Origin of the sequence: Rhizobium freirei PRF 81, assembly GCF_000359745.1 — a bacterium.
Classification (GTDB): Bacteria; Pseudomonadota; Alphaproteobacteria; order Rhizobiales; family Rhizobiaceae; genus Rhizobium; species Rhizobium freirei.
On the sequence record NZ_AQHN01000032.1, the window covers coordinates 45,262 to 61,320 of the forward strand.

General features: G+C 57.5%; 17 protein-coding genes and 1 pseudogene. 4 read left to right on the forward strand and 14 right to left on the reverse strand.

The features are described from left to right. Nucleotides 1-8: 8 nt before the first annotated feature. The gene (locus RHSP_RS08220) at nucleotides 9-677 is read right to left on the reverse strand and encodes an HAD-IA family hydrolase (protein ID WP_004112813.1); all 669 of its coding nucleotides are present in this window, start codon (nucleotides 675-677) and stop codon (nucleotides 9-11) included. 78 nt (nucleotides 678-755) lie between these two features. Then, the gene (locus RHSP_RS08225) at nucleotides 756-2,042 is read right to left on the reverse strand and encodes a DegT/DnrJ/EryC1/StrS family aminotransferase (RefSeq protein ID WP_004112816.1); all 1,287 of its coding nucleotides are present in this window, start codon (nucleotides 2,040-2,042) and stop codon (nucleotides 756-758) included. 544 nt (nucleotides 2,043-2,586) lie between these two features. Here RHSP_RS08225 and RHSP_RS08230 point away from each other — a divergent pair. Next, nucleotides 2,587-3,711: an ROK family protein gene (locus RHSP_RS08230; RefSeq protein ID WP_240535390.1), complete on the forward strand. Its 1,125-nt coding sequence runs from the start codon at nucleotides 2,587-2,589 to the stop codon at nucleotides 3,709-3,711. A gap of 235 nt (nucleotides 3,712-3,946) precedes the next feature. On the opposite strand, the pseudogene RHSP_RS35510 reads toward RHSP_RS08230, so the two are convergent. Then, nucleotides 3,947-4,242 (reverse strand): annotated as a pseudogene (locus tag RHSP_RS35510) (hypothetical protein). Nucleotides 4,243-4,635: 393 nt separating this feature from the next. On the opposite strand from RHSP_RS35510, the gene RHSP_RS08235 reads away from it, so the two are divergent. The 3 genes from RHSP_RS08235 (at nucleotide 4,636) to RHSP_RS08245 (ending at nucleotide 6,422) form a co-directional block, all read left to right on the forward strand. Further along, nucleotides 4,636-5,073 carry a hypothetical protein gene (locus tag RHSP_RS08235; RefSeq protein ID WP_004112820.1) on the forward strand — a complete coding sequence of 146 codons (438 nt, stop codon included), beginning with the start codon at nucleotides 4,636-4,638 and terminating at the stop codon, nucleotides 5,071-5,073. Between the two features lie 142 nt (nucleotides 5,074-5,215). Further along, nucleotides 5,216-5,809 (forward strand): hypothetical protein, encoded by a 594-nt coding sequence (locus RHSP_RS08240; protein WP_004112823.1) that lies wholly within the window; start codon nucleotides 5,216-5,218, stop codon nucleotides 5,807-5,809. A gap of 31 nt (nucleotides 5,810-5,840) precedes the next feature. After that, nucleotides 5,841-6,422 carry a hypothetical protein gene (locus RHSP_RS08245; RefSeq protein ID WP_004112825.1) on the forward strand — a complete coding sequence of 194 codons (582 nt, stop codon included), beginning with the start codon at nucleotides 5,841-5,843 and terminating at the stop codon, nucleotides 6,420-6,422. Between the two features lie 146 nt (nucleotides 6,423-6,568). Here RHSP_RS08245 and hypE read toward each other — a convergent pair whose 3' ends face one another. From hypE to RHSP_RS08295, 11 genes are all read right to left on the reverse strand, one after another. Continuing rightward, nucleotides 6,569-7,615, reverse strand: coding sequence for a hydrogenase expression/formation protein HypE (gene hypE, locus RHSP_RS08250; RefSeq protein WP_004112828.1), 1,047 nt, complete (start codon nucleotides 7,613-7,615; stop codon nucleotides 6,569-6,571). Next, complete coding sequence (hypD, locus tag RHSP_RS08255; RefSeq protein ID WP_004112837.1) at nucleotides 7,612-8,769, reverse strand: hydrogenase formation protein HypD; 1,158 nt, start codon at nucleotides 8,767-8,769, stop codon at nucleotides 7,612-7,614. The genes hypE and hypD overlap by 4 nt, the downstream gene beginning before the upstream one ends. Continuing rightward, complete coding sequence (locus RHSP_RS08260) at nucleotides 8,766-8,993, reverse strand: HypC/HybG/HupF family hydrogenase formation chaperone (protein WP_004112840.1); 228 nt, start codon at nucleotides 8,991-8,993, stop codon at nucleotides 8,766-8,768. The genes hypD and RHSP_RS08260 overlap by 4 nt, the downstream gene beginning before the upstream one ends. After that, nucleotides 8,984-11,257, reverse strand: coding sequence for a carbamoyltransferase HypF (gene hypF / locus RHSP_RS08265; protein WP_004112843.1), 2,274 nt, complete (start codon nucleotides 11,255-11,257; stop codon nucleotides 8,984-8,986). Before hypF ends, RHSP_RS08260 begins: the two co-directional genes overlap by 10 nt. A gap of 2 nt (nucleotides 11,258-11,259) precedes the next feature. After that, the gene (hypB, locus tag RHSP_RS08270) at nucleotides 11,260-12,129 is read right to left on the reverse strand and encodes a hydrogenase nickel incorporation protein HypB (protein WP_004112846.1); all 870 of its coding nucleotides are present in this window, start codon (nucleotides 12,127-12,129) and stop codon (nucleotides 11,260-11,262) included. After that, on the reverse strand, nucleotides 12,129-12,470 hold the full coding sequence (hypA, locus tag RHSP_RS08275; protein WP_004112848.1) for a hydrogenase maturation nickel metallochaperone HypA: 342 nt from the start codon (nucleotides 12,468-12,470) through the stop codon (nucleotides 12,129-12,131). The genes hypB and hypA overlap by 1 nt, the downstream gene beginning before the upstream one ends. After that, a complete protein-coding gene (locus tag RHSP_RS08280) occupies nucleotides 12,463-13,527 on the reverse strand; it encodes a hydrogenase assembly protein HupF (protein WP_240535391.1) in 1,065 nt (354 codons plus the stop codon). The genes hypA and RHSP_RS08280 overlap by 8 nt, the downstream gene beginning before the upstream one ends. 41 nt (nucleotides 13,528-13,568) lie before the next feature. Then, nucleotides 13,569-14,003: a hypothetical protein gene (locus RHSP_RS34560; RefSeq protein ID WP_028754846.1), complete on the reverse strand. Its 435-nt coding sequence runs from the start codon at nucleotides 14,001-14,003 to the stop codon at nucleotides 13,569-13,571. After that, nucleotides 14,000-14,695 carry a hydrogenase expression/formation protein gene (locus RHSP_RS08285; RefSeq protein WP_004112855.1) on the reverse strand — a complete coding sequence of 232 codons (696 nt, stop codon included), beginning with the start codon at nucleotides 14,693-14,695 and terminating at the stop codon, nucleotides 14,000-14,002. Before RHSP_RS08285 ends, RHSP_RS34560 begins: the two co-directional genes overlap by 4 nt. A gap of 326 nt (nucleotides 14,696-15,021) precedes the next feature. Then, complete coding sequence (gene hypC / locus RHSP_RS08290; protein ID WP_004112857.1) at nucleotides 15,022-15,336, reverse strand: HypC/HybG/HupF family hydrogenase formation chaperone; 315 nt, start codon at nucleotides 15,334-15,336, stop codon at nucleotides 15,022-15,024. A 141-nt stretch (nucleotides 15,337-15,477) separates the two neighbouring features. Then, nucleotides 15,478-16,059 carry a HyaD/HybD family hydrogenase maturation endopeptidase gene (locus RHSP_RS08295; RefSeq protein ID WP_004112860.1) on the reverse strand — a complete coding sequence of 194 codons (582 nt, stop codon included), beginning with the start codon at nucleotides 16,057-16,059 and terminating at the stop codon, nucleotides 15,478-15,480.

The following is a 16,059-nucleotide window of genomic DNA, read 5'->3' on the forward strand; positions in this document are numbered from 1 at the left end:
CCCAACCATCAACTTGATAGAATTTCTGGCAAAGCCGCCATCTGGCTGAATGTTCTCATGGCGCCGGCTTCCAGCAATTTTTCAGCATGTCCAAGAGGACAATGAGAACCACCGACGAAACCAATTACCCGCATTTTAGCCGCCACAGCCGCCTGGACCCCGGCAACGCTATCTTCGATGACCAAGCAATTATCCGCCGACGTGTTCATTCTCTCAGACGCAAATAGAAAAAGATCCGGGGCGGGCTTGCCACGTGAGACTTGGGAAGCACTGAATACATTCGGCGAAAAATAATCGTAGAGGTCTGTTAGCTTGAGCGCGAAATGCAGTTCCTTCAGATTGCTGCTCGATGCCACGCAACGCGCCACATCAATGGCATCCAGAACTTCGTTGACGCCTGAGATGGCTTTGAGATCGCTGGCATACCGTCTACCAATTTCTGCCATAGCATATTCATGATGCCCCGCCGGCAAGCGCAAGCCAGACTCAGCTTCGATGGTTGAATAGGTTTGCCGATCAGTCATGCCTGTGAAGCGACGATTGTAAGTCTCCGCAGCTATATTATATCCGTGCGCTGCCAACACTTCGATATGAACCGCTGTCGCAATGATTTCGCTGTCGATTAGGACTCCATCACAATCGAAAATCAGAAGTTTTGGCGTTTTGTACGAGGTCATGGGATCACTCCGTTGTCGCTGGAAAACGGCGTTGCAAGAGAGCAAGCGCGAAGGTGACTTTGCTTGGATTCAGCTTGTTCAGACGGTTGTCATGATATCGGAAATCTTTGGGCCAAACTTGGAAAGAGCCGTCCAGACCCGATGAAATGCTTCTGCGTAAAGTTCCATTACCCCGGCTTCGTTGGGTGGCGCGATTTCCGATACGCAAAACATGGTATCTAAAAGTTTTACCGTGTTTGGAAAATCGGCGGCTTTCCAATCCTTGGCAATATTCGGCAGATATTCGAACACTGGCTTCCTGAGCCAGATCAAAACGGGCACGCCCTCCGCCTGCAGCAGTTTGACGATGGTATCCCTTGCCGTCGGACCCGGACCAAAACCGAGAGCTTCCGGCTCGATGCGAAGTGGGAAGCTGAGCATGGACTGATTGCAGTCAGATGGGTCGAAGAGGGGAAATATACCGGAGAGATCTCGGATCATTTCCCATAGAATTTTCCCATTATTCCTTCGAATCTGAAGTTGTGTCTCGAGGTTGCTCAATCGCATTTTTGCTATGGAGGAGGAGAAGACGTTCGGACGGTAGTTATATCCTGCTGAAGACGGCGAAAAAGTCCGATCTCCGTTTCGAGATGAACTCGTCAGTGAAACGCAGTCCACATGTTCAATTAGATCTTTGTCCTCCGTAATCACGAATCCGAGCTCGCCGGCTCCAAGATGCTTGGCGCCGTTGCCAGACAAAGCGAGGGCGTCTGTATCAATGTATGCCCCATTTGCGATCGCTTTTATGGCGCCGATCGATTGGCAGACGTCATCAATCACGGCAATCCCTTCGGCGCGCGCGGCAGATCTTGCATCAGGAACACGAATGTTATTCCCGAAGAGATGGGTAATGAGAACCGCTCCGACACCGGGTCCGAATCGGTCGGCTGCCGCGTCTTGATCGATCCCGGCGAGGTTCATGTCGACATCAACGAAATCGGGCTGAAGGCCACTAATCGCAATTGGCCCCACCGCGCCCGGCCAATTTAGCGCCGCAGTCACCACCTGCTCGCCTCGACCTTTAAAATAATCAAGCTCGATATGGATTGCCGCCGTACCACTGCCGACGGCGCGCACCTTCCACTTCCCCGTCCAAGTAGCGAGATCCTGCTCCAAATCGGCCACGATAGGGTGATTGACCCGATGATACTTTCCACTGTCTACAACTTCGCGGAGTGCATCCAAATGCTCCGTCTGTGTGGCTGGCCAAGGCGTGATCCGCCCGGAAGGAACGGTGGGCTCCCCACCAAGGAGAGCGAGATCCCTTTCTCGCTGGTGCCCTCCGGACTCACAGAGGTCCAGATTATTGCTGGCAAATTCGTTCATTTATTCCTCCGGCGATTGGTTACGTCGATGTCTGTCGATTTGCTGAAGAGTTCTAATGTTTTAGGAGGTCAGATCAACAGTAGTTCTGAAATATATTTAAAAGTATATTTTGCGTTTGTGGGACTTTCTGTTGTAGTGCTCCGGTTTTTGGAAATTTTAATCCCGAATATAAATATATACTCGAAGGATAATTCTTCGTTTTCGAAATGAACATTCAAACGGCGGTGGAGAAAAGCAGGTGTGTGATGATTGCTATATCGGTTCGGGGGTTCGGGAGCGTTCGGCAACGACTGCAGGCACTCAGGCGGGAGTGGCGTAAAGACGATCGAGTTTCCACAACAAGAGAAAGTCGGATCAGACGGAGTCCATGATAAAAAGAACGGAAAAACCATCAATTGCGTGTGCGAGCAACGCGAACACTCACGAAGGATCTGGCAAGCGCCTCATCAGGCCGGCCGAGGGGGACCAGAGCGACAGTAAAGGATTTAGGCCAGCTCATCCCCTAATCGCCGCGCGGACGCTAGGGATTGCAAATCGAGGACGCTTGCTGCAGGCCCTTTACGATATGGGTCCGTCCAGCAGGGTCGAGCTTGCGCGCGTCACCGGTGCCAGCCGCGCAACCATCGGCGGCATAGTCCAACCACTGATCAATCAGAGTATTCTTGAAGAAGGCGACCTGGTACCCCCCGATCGGTCCGGCGGAAAACCCGCTACAAAGCTGTGGTTCTCGAAAGGGGCCAAGCCGATCTGCGCAGTTCGGCTGATGCACGACCGTGTCCACACATGCTTGGTCTCTCTGGAGGGCGAGCTCTATGCTCAACACGAGGTGGATTTGGCGAAAGATCTGACAGATGCTGCCGATGCATTTCAGATCGTCAGTGCCTGCATTGAGAAGTCAGTCGCATCTGCCGACCAAGAGGTTCTAGGCATCGGCATGGCAGTTGCAGGAGAGCTCAACCCGCAAACGGGCTCGATCGCGGCTATGGATTTCGCGCCGTACCTTCATGGCTTTCCGATAAAAGCGGAGTTAGCAAAGCGTTTCGGGGTTCCGGCTTGCGTCGACCAAGATGCCAGAGCCTTGCTGGTTGGCGACCGTTGGTTCGGGCAAGGACGTGGACAGAGAAATTTTGCGGTCGTTTACATCGGTCAGTCGTTGGGCGCGGCCCTCTATGTCGATGGACATCCTTATAGGGCCGCCGGGGGTAAACACTGCCAGATCGGCCATACCATCGTGCAACTCAATGGCCAAATGTGCAGATGCGGACGACGCGGATGTTGGGAAACGATCGCGACACTGCCATGGCTGAGAGGCGAAGCAAGGGCCAGGGGCCTGCCGCAGGCTGGCTTGTTGGATGCGAGCCGCTTGGTGTGGCTCGCCGAAACTGGCGCTAAAGGGGCAAAAGAACTGCTTGAAGACTACGCGTCCAATATTTCTGTCGGGTTAGTGAACCTTCAACAGCTGATGGCACCCAGCTGCATCACTTTGCATGGCGACATCGTGCATGGCGGAAAATTGATGTTAGATCTTATTCGAAAGAGCGTCAGGCAACTGATGTTCAATCCCGGAGATAACGAGATCGCCCTTGCCCTCGGCGATCGTGAAGATGTCGCCGGCCTGCGCGGCGCGGCGGGTCTCGTCGTCTGCGAATTGCTGAATTTCATAATCTAAGCAGAGAACGGCCCCAGTCCTTAGAGACCGCATCTGGTCAAATCCTTTGCAATCATCCACATTTCAAATGAAAACCGCCATCTTTCTCGAAAACCGAATTGCAACAAATTGCTGGTGGATTTGGGGGTTCCTGGGCAGCTGAAGCTGTTGGCGCATGGAGTTGCGTACTGGATGTGCTCGATCCAGCCAAGGAACTGCACAGACCCTGCAATCCCAGTCTGGTGCGGACTGAGGCTTAAGAAAAAAACGACACGAGAACGGACAACCAGATCAATGCGACGCCCAGCAACAGCGCTCGCCTGGCGGCTACGATCTTTTCCTGGCCTTCCTCCGCGACAGGGGTCGTTACGATCCAAGGAACTGAGCCAAGCGCCGCAAAACCGATTAGCGCCAAGACACGACGATCAAATCGGACCGATGCCAGCCGCCTGGCTCATACACTCCCCAATAGCCAAGGAACGCCATTCCGACAGCGAACATGGTGGCGGAGGCAGAGCAAAGTCCGGGAACAGAACCTGATGGTGCACGCATTTCGTATCCTCTTTGTCGGTCAAACCAAGGGCCAATTTCCATGACGGTGCAAACGGGCTTTGCACATATCTGTCAAGAATCGGGTGCCAGCTGAAGCATCGATCTATTGCAAATGATTTAGGAAAATCCGAACATTGAATGACGTGAGCGATCGCAGAAGCTGGTAGGGGGAGCTCCCTTTCCTGGCAGATGTGGTCGCTAACTCGTCGTTCGACAGACGGTTCGACCTCGCAAGCTCTGCATTTTTTCATTGCCAAAGTCCGCAGGCCAGCCGCTCGCCTTTAGGCACGAGTTTTGAGAGGTGCTGTCCAAAAAGTAGGCCACAAAATCACCAATGTTGACTCTGTCTTTCACTCAGCCGAAAAGAACTCCTGCCGACAGAGGGAGATACTCATGGCTGACGAGAATAATACTGGCACAAGCACTGAGATGGCAGACACGAATATACCGGTAAAAACGCCGGCGCCTAAAAAACAGCGCGCTCCGCGACGCCCGAAAGCAACTGCCGAGGCAGCGGGTACTACGCAGGTTGGGAAACCCGCGAAGGCGCCGCGAGGTCGCAGGAAGCGTAGCGACCAAGCCGCAGACACAAAGTCCCAGCCTGTCGAAATGCAGGTGGCCGACATCTCCGTCAAGGAACCCATAAAGGACACTGCAGCCAAGAGGCCGGCACAGCAGTCCGTGCAAAAAGGTACGACGGCCATTTCGGCAAGGGACGAGATGGCGGATCTTCTTCAGCTGGAAGAAGAGAATAAGAGGCTGCGTAACCTCTTGGCAGAGAAATTGCGTGCCGAAAATGCCGATCTGCGCAAGCGGCTCGGGCTAGATTGATCGCCGATCAACAGCGGGATGGTGGCGAAATCGACCTGAGCTATCCTTCTCGGCAGAAGATGCGTTCGCCGGGCTCGCCTTCCGAGCCCGGTGTCAAGCTGCGGCGCCACTATGGATACGGACTGGTCGAGGTTGAGGCACTATGAAATTACCCTGGAAATTCCTTGCTCGATTAACGTCGCGGCGACAGTCCGCACCCGAAAGTTCGATTGGGCATGGTGTCGATACCGACGCAAGCCAAAGCAAAACTCAAGACGTACCGCAGCTTGCGCTAAACCCACCAGAGCCCTCCAGTAGCTCCGAGCCCGATGAAAGCCGATCTATTGAGATCATAAGGACTGATTCAAAAGAATTCGAAGGTGAGGTCGAAATTGAAGGTGCGGCACCGGTTGAAGGTGACGAGGTTCAAGAACTGTCGCCTCCGGAGGTCGGGCAGCCGAGCGCTGAAGCTTCCGCGGTGCCGCTTGAAAGCAATACGCGCAGTCGGGTCCCTGGCATACCGCGGACGAAAAAGCCGGCACATGCGAAAGGAGTTCACATTGACGTCACTGCGCAGAGCACAGCTGTCTCAAGCAATGCTCAAGATGAGACATCCTCATCGTCTGAGGACGGCTTTTTCGAAGAGGTGACAAACCTGGACGAGGAAATCACGCAACTGAGGGTTAAATTGGCTCAAAAGCTGCTTTTGCAGAATGATCAGCTTAAAAAGATGCTTGAGCGATTTGACCGATCGTAATCCTCCTTACGATCTCAAAGATGGGACATACATGAAAACACAGCAGCGAAAATTCGTTGTCGAGCTCAAATCGGCCCGGCGCAGATCAACGATCCAGCCAGCTTCTATCTGGGGTGATACCGACCTCAAGACGCTGGCGCGCGAGGCGGAGGCAGACGCACCACATCTCTTCGAGCCTGACACCGTCTCAGATGTTCCGAAGCGAGAAAGCGAGCTGTGGTCGGATCCAATACCAGAGACTCATCTCAACGACGAGGTTGAAACCGGCGATGATAAACGGATTGCGGCGTCCTCTCTCGAAACCGAACAAACGTGCCCGTCTCAGAAGGACGATGGGGCGATCTTCGCCTCTGTTTCACAACCGAAAGAGGGCTCTTCCAGCCGGTCTCGAAAGAACATAAAGCGTCGACGTGAAGCGAATATCGATAATGCCGACGAAATGACAAGCGGCCAATCAAACGCCAGCCACGACGATATCTCAGGCGAGGAGCTAATCGCACTTGAAGAAGAGAATCGACGGCTTAAGGCTTTGCTGATGAAATATCTTCGTCAAGAAAATATGCAGATTCGACAGATGCTCGCGCGATTCAGCGATCAGCGCGAGATCTTGTGAACCAATCATGTTTGTGTGCCCGCACTTAGATCTCTTCATGGCCACAGGAGGGAGTGCGTATGGAAAGTACGCATTAAAGCTGCTCACCAAGCTCGTTGCTGGCTCCGGGCACGCCGTCTTGCGTGAAGCGATATGCACAGCCGTGCTCAGCAGATCCGCGGCAACTGTTCGCCCCATAGCCAATCGACAATGCGACTGCCACCAAACGACGTCGCCATCTGGACGAAGCAATGGTCGTCATCCTCGGCATGGCCGATCAATGCGGCCTGCGCACCCAACGGATGCGCGCGCATGACGGCGAGCAGCGCATTCGCAAACTCTGGCGCCACCAATACGACGAGCTTGCCCTCGTTGGCGACGTTGAGCGGGTCGAGGCCGAGCAATTCGCAGGCCGCGGCTACTTCCGGTTTGATCGGAATGGTCTCCTCGTCGATGCGGAGGCCGACATTTGAGGCATTGGCGATTTCGTTGAGTGTCGCCGCAAGTCCACCGCGCGTTGGATCTCGCATCAGCCTGATTGACGATCCGGCGACCTCGACCATTGCCGCTACTAACCCGTGCAGCGCAGCGCAATCCGATATGATGTCCGTATCGAAATCCAGGTTCTCGCGCTTCGACATCACGGCGACGCCGTGATCGCCTATCGAACCAGAGATGATGACCGCATCGCCTGGCCGCGCGGCATCGGAGCGTAGGTCGAGACCGGCTCGAATCATGCCGATGCCGGAGGTGGATATGAACACGCCGTCGGCTTTGCCGCGCTCAACCACTTTCGTATCGCCAGTGATGATTGGCACACCTGCCGCGCGGGAGGCCGCTCCCATGGCGTCGGCAATTCGATTAAGATCTGCGAGCGGAAACCCCTCTTCAATAATGAAACCTGCCGAAAGATAGAGCGGGCATGCGCCGGCCATGGCAATGTCGTTAATCGTCCCATGCACCGCAAGCGAGCCAATATTGCCCCCCGGAAAGAACAGCGGCGAGACAACATAGCTGTCGGTGGTCATCACCATGCACCCTGCCGGAACCGCAAATGCCGACTGATCGTTGCCAGCCCGGAGCCAGTCATTGTCGAAGGCCCTGTGGAAAATGCCCTTGACCAACTGGTCCGTGGCGCACCCCCCCGCCCCATGCGAGAGATCGATGCGTCCGTTCCTGAGGTCGAGCCGCGACCTTTTGGCTTTCGTGGTCATGCGATCGTCCTGCTGCTTTCGTCCGCCTTTCCCTGCCTGCCGAAACGGCCGTAGAGCCAATACGCGGCGCAGGCGCCTTCCGACGACACCATGCAGGAACCCATCGGCGAATCGGGCGTGCAAACCTTACCAAACAGCTTACAGTCGGACGGCTTCTTCACACCGCGCAGGATGGCGCCGCATTCGCAGGCCGGATTGTCTTTTGCCGCCGGCGTCACGACGTCGAAACGTTTCTCGGCATCGTATTTGGCATATCCAGGCCTGAGGCCAAGCCCACTTTGGGGAATCGCGCCCAGTCCCCGCCATTCGAAGCTTTCCCGCAATTCGAAGACATTGGCGATCTCGCGCCTCGCCTTCTCGTTGCCAAGGGTGGTCACGGCTCGGATATACTGGTTCTCGACTTTATGGACGCCCTCATTGACCTGGCGGACGAGCATCAGGATTGAATAGATGACATCGAGCGGCTCGAAGCCTGCCACCACGATCGGCTTGTTATATTCTTCGGCAAGGACTTCAAATGGCTGCGTACCAATGACGGTGCTGACATGTGCAGGGCCGAGCAATCCGTCGATCTTGATAGTGCCGAGCGTGCGAGCATCGGAGTTTTCAAGGATAGTCTGGATCGCAGCCGGTGTTAGCACGTGGTTTGAGAAGATCGAAAAGTTTGCGAGGTCCTTAGCGATCGCGAACCGCAGCGACAGCGCCGTCGGCGGCGTCGTGGTCTCGAAACCGATGGCAAAGAAGACGACTTGCCTGTTCGGTTCGGCTTCGGAGATGTTTAGCGAATCGAGTGTCGAATAGACCATGCGAATATCGGCGCCGGTCGCCCTGGCCTTGAGCAGACTCGAGCCGTTTGAGGATGGTACACGCATCAAGTCACCATAGGTGCAAAGTGTGATTTCTGGGCACATGGCAAGCGCGATCGCTGCGTCGATGCGGCCGATCGGCAGCACACAGACTGGACATCCCGGTCCATGAATCATCTGCACATTGGACGGCAGCAGGTCTTCAAGGCCATAGCGCGAAATTGCATGGGTATGGCCGCCGCAGAATTCCATGAAATGATAGCTGCGCGCCGGATCTACCGCCGCTGCGATTTGGCGAGCAATATCTTTGGCGAGCTTGGCATCGCGGTATTCGTCTATATATTTCACGCCGGACCTCCCAGGGCAGCTTCGCGGATCAAGGCAAGCGTCCTTTCTGCTTCTTCAGTTTCGATCTTTGCAAGCGCGTAGCCGACGTGGAGGATGAGATAGTCACCGGGCGTCACATCCTCCACGAGTGCAATCGATATGACCTTTAAGACGCCGTCCAGCGTTACCTTGGCCATATTGTCTGGCAGCAATTCCACCACCTGGACCGGTAGGGCTAGGCACATGTCCGGTGCTCCCAGTTCTGGGCGCAGTCGTGTTTGATGACGTGCCGTGCAAAGGCGGCCTGACCGAGCGCTATACCCCCGTCATTGGGCGGGATCTGGTGCGGCAGGTAGGGCTCGAGGCCATGGTCGCGCAAGGCGCTGGAAAGACCTTCGGCCAGAATGCGGTTTGTGATGCAGCCGCCGCCGAGCATGATCGCTCGCGTGCCAGCCTGCGATGCACCAAGGGAAGCCCAATCGGCGAGGCCGCTGATCAGCGTGCCGTGGAATAGGTCTGCGGCCTTTCGGCGGCCAAGCTGCCGCTCCGCCAGATGGATGATGAGGGGTCGGAAATCAAGCAGGCCATCGGCGAGACTGTAGCCCCCGGCAAGACATTGGGGATCATCGACGAGTGCTTCGAGTTCCATTGCTGCCTGCCCCTCGTAGCTCTGGACGAGGCGGACGCCCGCTATCGCAGCCACTGCATCGAATAGCCGCCCCAAGCTGGACGTATCGGCTGATTGCAAGCCGCGGGAAAACATCGCATCAAGTTGCGCGACACCAGGATGTCCGGGCCAAAGCGTGGCCGCAAGGTCGCGCCGGCCGGCGGCCTGAAGAGCGGCAATTCCCATGCGCCAGGGCTCCCGCGCGACCCGGCCGGCGCCTGGCGCCGGCAAGGGCAGAAGCGAAGAGAGCCGTCGCCAGCGAGGACCGTTGACGACCAGCATTTCGCCTCCCCAACTACTGCCATCGACGCCATAGCCGTGGCCGTCGAGTGCAAGCCCGAGGACCGGCCCGCCGGCATGATGTTCCGCCGCCACGGCCGCGACATGGGCGAGGTGATGTTGCACCGGCAGAAGCGGCAAATCCAAATGTTCCGCGATCCGCGCTGAACGAAAATCCGGATGCAGATCGCAGGCAGCAAATTCGGGCCTGACATCAAGGATAGAGCAGAGATGCTCGAGGGCTTCCCGCTGGAATCTGATCGCTTTGACATTGTCGAGACCGCCGATGTGCTGCGACAGGAACGCTTCCCGGCCCCGTGTCACGCAGATCGCGTTTTTGAAGTCCGCGCCGGTGGCAATCACGCATGGGCCGTCCTCGCCAAGATCGACCGGCTCCGGGACAAAACCCCGGGCGCGCCTCAGAAAGCTCGGCGCGCCGTCAATTACCTGCATGACGGAATCGTCAGCGCGAATGGCAATGTCACGGTCATGTGTGACGATCAGGTCGGCAACCCCGGGAAGCCGATGCATGGCATCGTCATTATCTGATACGAGCGGTTCACCCTCCGGATTGGCGCTGGTCGCAATCAGAGCGGCGGGAGCGCCGGCCGCTTCTGCTGCAAACGCGGCAAACAACAGGTGGTGCACCGGCGCATGGGCGAGCAGCAGGCCGATCCGACTGAGGCCGGGAGCGATGAGCTTGGAAAGGTGATCACGCGCCTCGATAAGGACGATCGGGGCGGCGGTCGAGGCGAGCAAATCCTCTTGCGCCCGCGAGGGCCTGGCAAGTATTCGGGCTGTCTCAATGTCCGGCACCATGATCGCGAACGGCTTCTCGTCGCGCATTTTGCGTCGTCGGAGACGATCAATCGCCGTATCATTGCGTGCGTCGCAGAAGAGCTGGAAGCCGCCGACGCCCTTGATCGCAATGATCTGGCCATTCATGAGCCGCGCGGAGACCTCCGCGATAGGATGGCTAAGCTGTGGGCCGCAAGCCGGGCAGGCGAGGGGCTCACTATGGAACCGCCGGCTTTCGGGGTTGGCATAGTCTGCGCCGCAGGCGCTGCACATCGGGAACGCAGCCATCGAGGTCCGGCCGCGATCATAGGGGAGCGCACGGGTGATGGTGAAGCGCGGGCCACAATGAGTGCAGTTGACAAAAGGATAACCGAAAAAGCGGTTGTCCGGATCATTCAGTTCGTGCCGGCATTCGACGCAGGTGGCAGCGTCGGCGCCAATGCGCGTGGCGCCACGGCCGCCGACGCTTTCGAGGATTTCGAACGTTTCGTCGCCGGCCGGCTCCAGTTCCAGCTTATCGACGGTATCGACGCGGGCAAGCGGCGGCGCCTCCTTCCAGACGCGTTCCGCAAAGCAGTCGACAGCGGTGCCCTCGACCTCGATCAGCACGCCGGCGCTGTCGTTGAGCACGAAGCCGGTAAGCTGCATCATTCTCGCAAGCCTATAGACGAACGGCCGGAATCCCACCCCTTGCACGGCACCGCGCACACGCACTCGCAACCGCCGGACACGATCTTCCGCCATGGATGCCAAGGTGCTCACCATCGTCAGACTACCTGCGAAGCTTTCGCGATCCGGGCCGCCTCAGCCTCCAGCCAGAAATAGAACGCTTCCATGCCGTCGCCGCTGCGCGCAGAAACCGTGAGAGTGCGAAGGCGTGGATTGACGCGCAGCGCATTAGCGATGCAGCGCCCGACATCGAAGTCGAGATGCGGTAGCAGGTCGGACTTGTTGAGAATCATCAGGTCGGCGGCCGCGAACATGTCGGGATATTTGAGCGGCTTGTCCTCGCCCTCGGTAACCGAAAGCACCACGACCTTATGGGCCTCGCCGAGATCGAAAGCGGAGGGACAGACAAGATTGCCGACATTTTCGATGAACAAGACTGAACCGGGCTCGGGCGCCAGGTCCTCGACCGCGTGGCCGACCATGTGGGCGTCGAGGTGACAGCCCTTGCCGGTGTTGATCTGGATTGCGGAAACACCGGTCTTGCGGATGCGTGCGGCATCGTTGGAGGTCTCCTGGTCGCCTTCAATCACGCTGATCGACATTCGGTCCTTGAGGTCGTGAATGGCGCGCACCAGAAAGCTGGTCTTTCCCGACCCGGGGCTTGAAACGAAATTCAGCGCAAAGATGCTGTCACGAACGAACCGAGCCCGGTTTTCGGCAGCATAGGCATTGTTTTTGGACAGGATGTCCTTTTCGATCTGGACGATGCGCTCCGGGTTCATGCCCGGGACATGCACGCCGGCAATCCGTTGATGATGTTGGAGCGCACCGTGTTCCGCGTAGTGACGATCATGAGGATGTCCATGATCGTGCAGGTGACCGCGATGATGATCATGGTCGCCTTGCGCGCCTGTCTTGCTCTTGCCATCTTCCAATGTTGCCATCTCGCAGCCGCATACCGTGCACATCAGATCACCTCCATGTCCTTGATCCTCAATTCATCGCCCGCCGTCGCCTGCACCTGATACCGCCCACAATCCGGGCAGGCGCCAAATCGCTCATCGAGGGGCACCGTCTTCCCACAATCGAGGCACCAGCCCTCGCCGGCGATGCGGTTGATTTCGAGTGCGGCATGTTCGGCAATCGTCCCACGCCGCACAGCTTCGTAGCAGAACAGGAGCGAATCCGGATTGATATGGCTCAAGACACCGACATCGAGGCGGATCGATTTGACTGCGCTCGCACCATTTAGCTGCGCCATCTCGCAGACGATGGCGATCACACTCTCCATCAACGACATTTCATGCATGCGCGGCATCGCGAACGTTAAGCTTGAACTCGACGCAGGGATCGAACAGAGCCGCGAGGCGATAAACTGACCGGGCTGCTGATTCATGAGCACCGATCCGCGATGACAGTAGGGTTTTGACAAATGGACCGGCCGGATGAAAATTCCATTCGGTCGGGGCCAGTATCCGGTAGGCGCAAAGTTTCCCGTTCGCGTCGATCTCGGCCTGATGATAAAGTCTGCCACGCCCACATTCCACCACGCCAAAGCCGCCGTCGCCGGGCACCGAACCACCGGCCATCAGTTCGGAAGGATCATTCTGGCCCTTGGCAAGATGCGCGAGTTGCTTCAAGCAAAGGCCAACGTCGCCTATGCGTGCCATGAAGCGTTGCCTAAGGTGCGGATCGTCTGGCCTGCTGGTGTCGCAATGCCGGGCATAAGCACCGGTTTCGACGACCCGACCGGCAAGATGCGGCAAGGCGCAGTAGTGCGCATCTTTGCAAAGATGGGCAATAACTTCGGCATCATCGGCGGCACTCAGCGGATCAGGGCGCCGGCCTGAAAAAGTTCGGTCGTCCTTGATATCTCGAAAAATCGCCGCGCAAGCCGTGCCATCCGGCGACAATCCGTCGTCTTTCGAGATGCCGAGCCCCTCTGCTGCATCGGCAAGCCGCCGCGCGTTGGCAGCCAGGGCACTATGGTTCACTTTTTTCTCTCGCGATTGGCCGATGATTGCCTGCGACGCGGCCAGGGCGCCGCGCAGATATTGGCCCGCGTCAGCCACCAGACGTAACGATATTGATGAGGGCCAGTGCAAAATCAGCGCCCTCAAAGTTTCGAATATCCGTTCGGCAAGCAATCCGGCCACCGCCGCGAGCTGCTCCTCGATGGGCATCGGTAGGCCGGCTGCATTCAGGATGGCAAGGCGCGCCGCCACCGATTGCGAATAGCCACAGAGCGAAAAAACCCATCCGACAAGCATGGGCGCCTCTTCCGGTCGATGGCCAATGAACATGCGTGCCAATTCTTGCGGGCGGTTGACCCTCACGTCCACGAAACAGGCAAGCGCTTGCGACACCGTCACATCGATCCGGATCGAGCCGGCGCTAAGGAGATAGGTCATGCAACAAGCTCCCGAAGCGCTCGGAAAACCCTCCAACGCAGATCACGGCGCATGGGGCTGGCGGTTGGATGGGATGGCGGCGCGAGCGCAACGATGTTGAAAAATGCGCGCATCGCCTTCAACACCGTCCCCATCGTTTCAAACTCAAAGGCCATGAAAAACAGCAAGCAGGAATCAAAACCGCCAGTCGTCTCGGATTTTTGCCGGCGATGAATTCGATCACGCCTGCCCGCACATTCCGAGTCGTGCCTACAGCAGCCAAAATCATGAACCGTGGCGTCGCGACGATGCGGTCGTTCGCCCGCCGAATGCCAGCAAGCTCGTTTCCGAAGCGCCTTTCGCGGGCGCATAGACGTCCAGCATGTGCCGCCTTTCACCCTATCCTTATCCGAAACGGTCACATGCGTGACGAGATTCTCGAAGCTGATCATTTGAAATAAGCCTCCTCGACATCACGCAGGCGCGCGGCGGAGTCGCGGAAATCCTCTTCAGTCGCGAGGGCGAGGGATGGGATGTCGACGATTTGCAGCATGTCGAGGACGATCTCATCCATGTTGTCGTAAAACTGTACGGACCAAACGTTTCGGGCCCCTGCTGCCGTCACGCGACAGGTGCGGTAGCCGCGTGATGTCAGTTGTACGGGACCGGCTCCGAGCGTGACCTGCAGGAAATTCACATCCTCGATGCTCATCGGAAACAACGACAAAATGATAGCGTGCGCAGGATCGCCATCCCGGTACTGGACAATGCGGTCACCGATCTCGGTCAGCACCGGCATGACGTTCATAGCGCCAGGCGGCGCAGGTCCATGTGAGACCAAGGCCGGCAGCGCCGTGCAGGCCCTCCGCACCGTCATAGGAATCGGGCCGACCTCGATATATTCCGCAATGAGGTCGCCGGCGGGGTCGGTAAAGCGCATATGCCAGACGCCGGCCATAACCGCTTCCTTGAACTGCGCCAGGACCCCGGAGGGCAGCGCCGCTACCCCGCAAACCTCGCCCTTGCCGAGCGTCTGCGTGACCAATTTCTTGTCATCGTCGTCGAATTCGAAAATGTCGAATAGCTGCCCCGGCTGGCCGGCTTTTTGCACCGCAAGCGTTGCAGCAATGTCGGATATGAGCATTGCGGCTCGGCAGCTTCGGCCGTTTAGGGAGCCAACTGGGTAGGCTGGCATTGTCTGCTCCAAATCAGCGTGTAATTCATTCTCGCACTTGGGATCTGCAAGCGGCGTACCAGTTGCTGAGAAAGATGGGTCGTATTGATCTGAAGGAAAATTCCGGTCGCGGTCTTATGCGGATGCGCACACGCGGCCCCGATGCTGAGGCAGCGCGTTACGCTTCGCAATATTCAGCAATCCGCCCGCAGCCAGCAGGATCGATCTCGTCCGTCTCCGGCTGCCCTTGGACAGTCCACATGAACATGTGGCCGACAAGGAAGAGGAGATTGCGTTCAGTTGAGAAATACGAACTGCCAGTTTTCCCGCAAATGCAACGGTAATTCCGGCTCGCGGGAGATAAGATCGGCAAATAGCGTTTCGAATGACCGTCCTTCGACCGCTTCAGCAAGACCGGCCAACGCATCGTCGATCTTGTGTGCTTCGTCGGCATCGAGCACCCGGATCGCAGATCCTAGATGAGTAAGAACGTACGTCCCAACCGGTTGCGGGCCGACCAGCACCATCGAAATCGCAAAAACCGATCCGTGGCGCTCGCACTCCGCTGTAAATTCGCCACCAGTCACCTGCATCGGAATTCCTATGCACACAATCAGCCCCTCGATCTGCCTGGGTTCATGATATTGGGAACCGGAAGGGTTCTCGCGCGGGTCCTTGGGTTTTGGATGCAGCCGGCGAACAGGAACGCAACCGACGACTGCCTCGGTTGCATCGGAACCCCCCTGAACCACTCAATTCGCCCGGTCCGCTCGCCGCTCGTAATGTGCAAAATCGATGTCGTTGGCGAGGAGAGCGGGCGCGGCGGTGCGGCGCGAACTGATGGCGACGCCCCATCGCTCCAGGATGCCGGCGGCTACCATTACGGCGGCCGGGATTACGGATTTGACGGGCTCAGTCACCGGTCCGCCCCAGCTATCGAGGTCCACCGGTTGGCAGCCGATCAGTGCGAGTCTTGCGGGATAGCGATCGAGAAGGTCGGCAGCGCTCAGAACTTCCTGGAAGCCTGTCTGGTGCAGGCTCATCTTTTTGGCGCCGGTGAATTTCGGCACGTCGTCATTCTCGACGATCTTCAGCGTGCCGGGCGCGAGACCGAAGTCGACCGCGTCGAATACAATCAGATGATCGGCTTCGGTGACATATTGCACGAGATAAAGGCCCTGGGTGCCGCCGTCGAGCACGGTGACGTTGGTCGGCACCGCATAGGCCTGGTGGAAGGCTTCGACAGCGCGGACGCCAAAACCCTCGTCCGCCCAGAGAATATTGCCAATGCCGAGCACCAAAACGTTCGGTTTGCGAGAGTTCGCTTCGTCCAT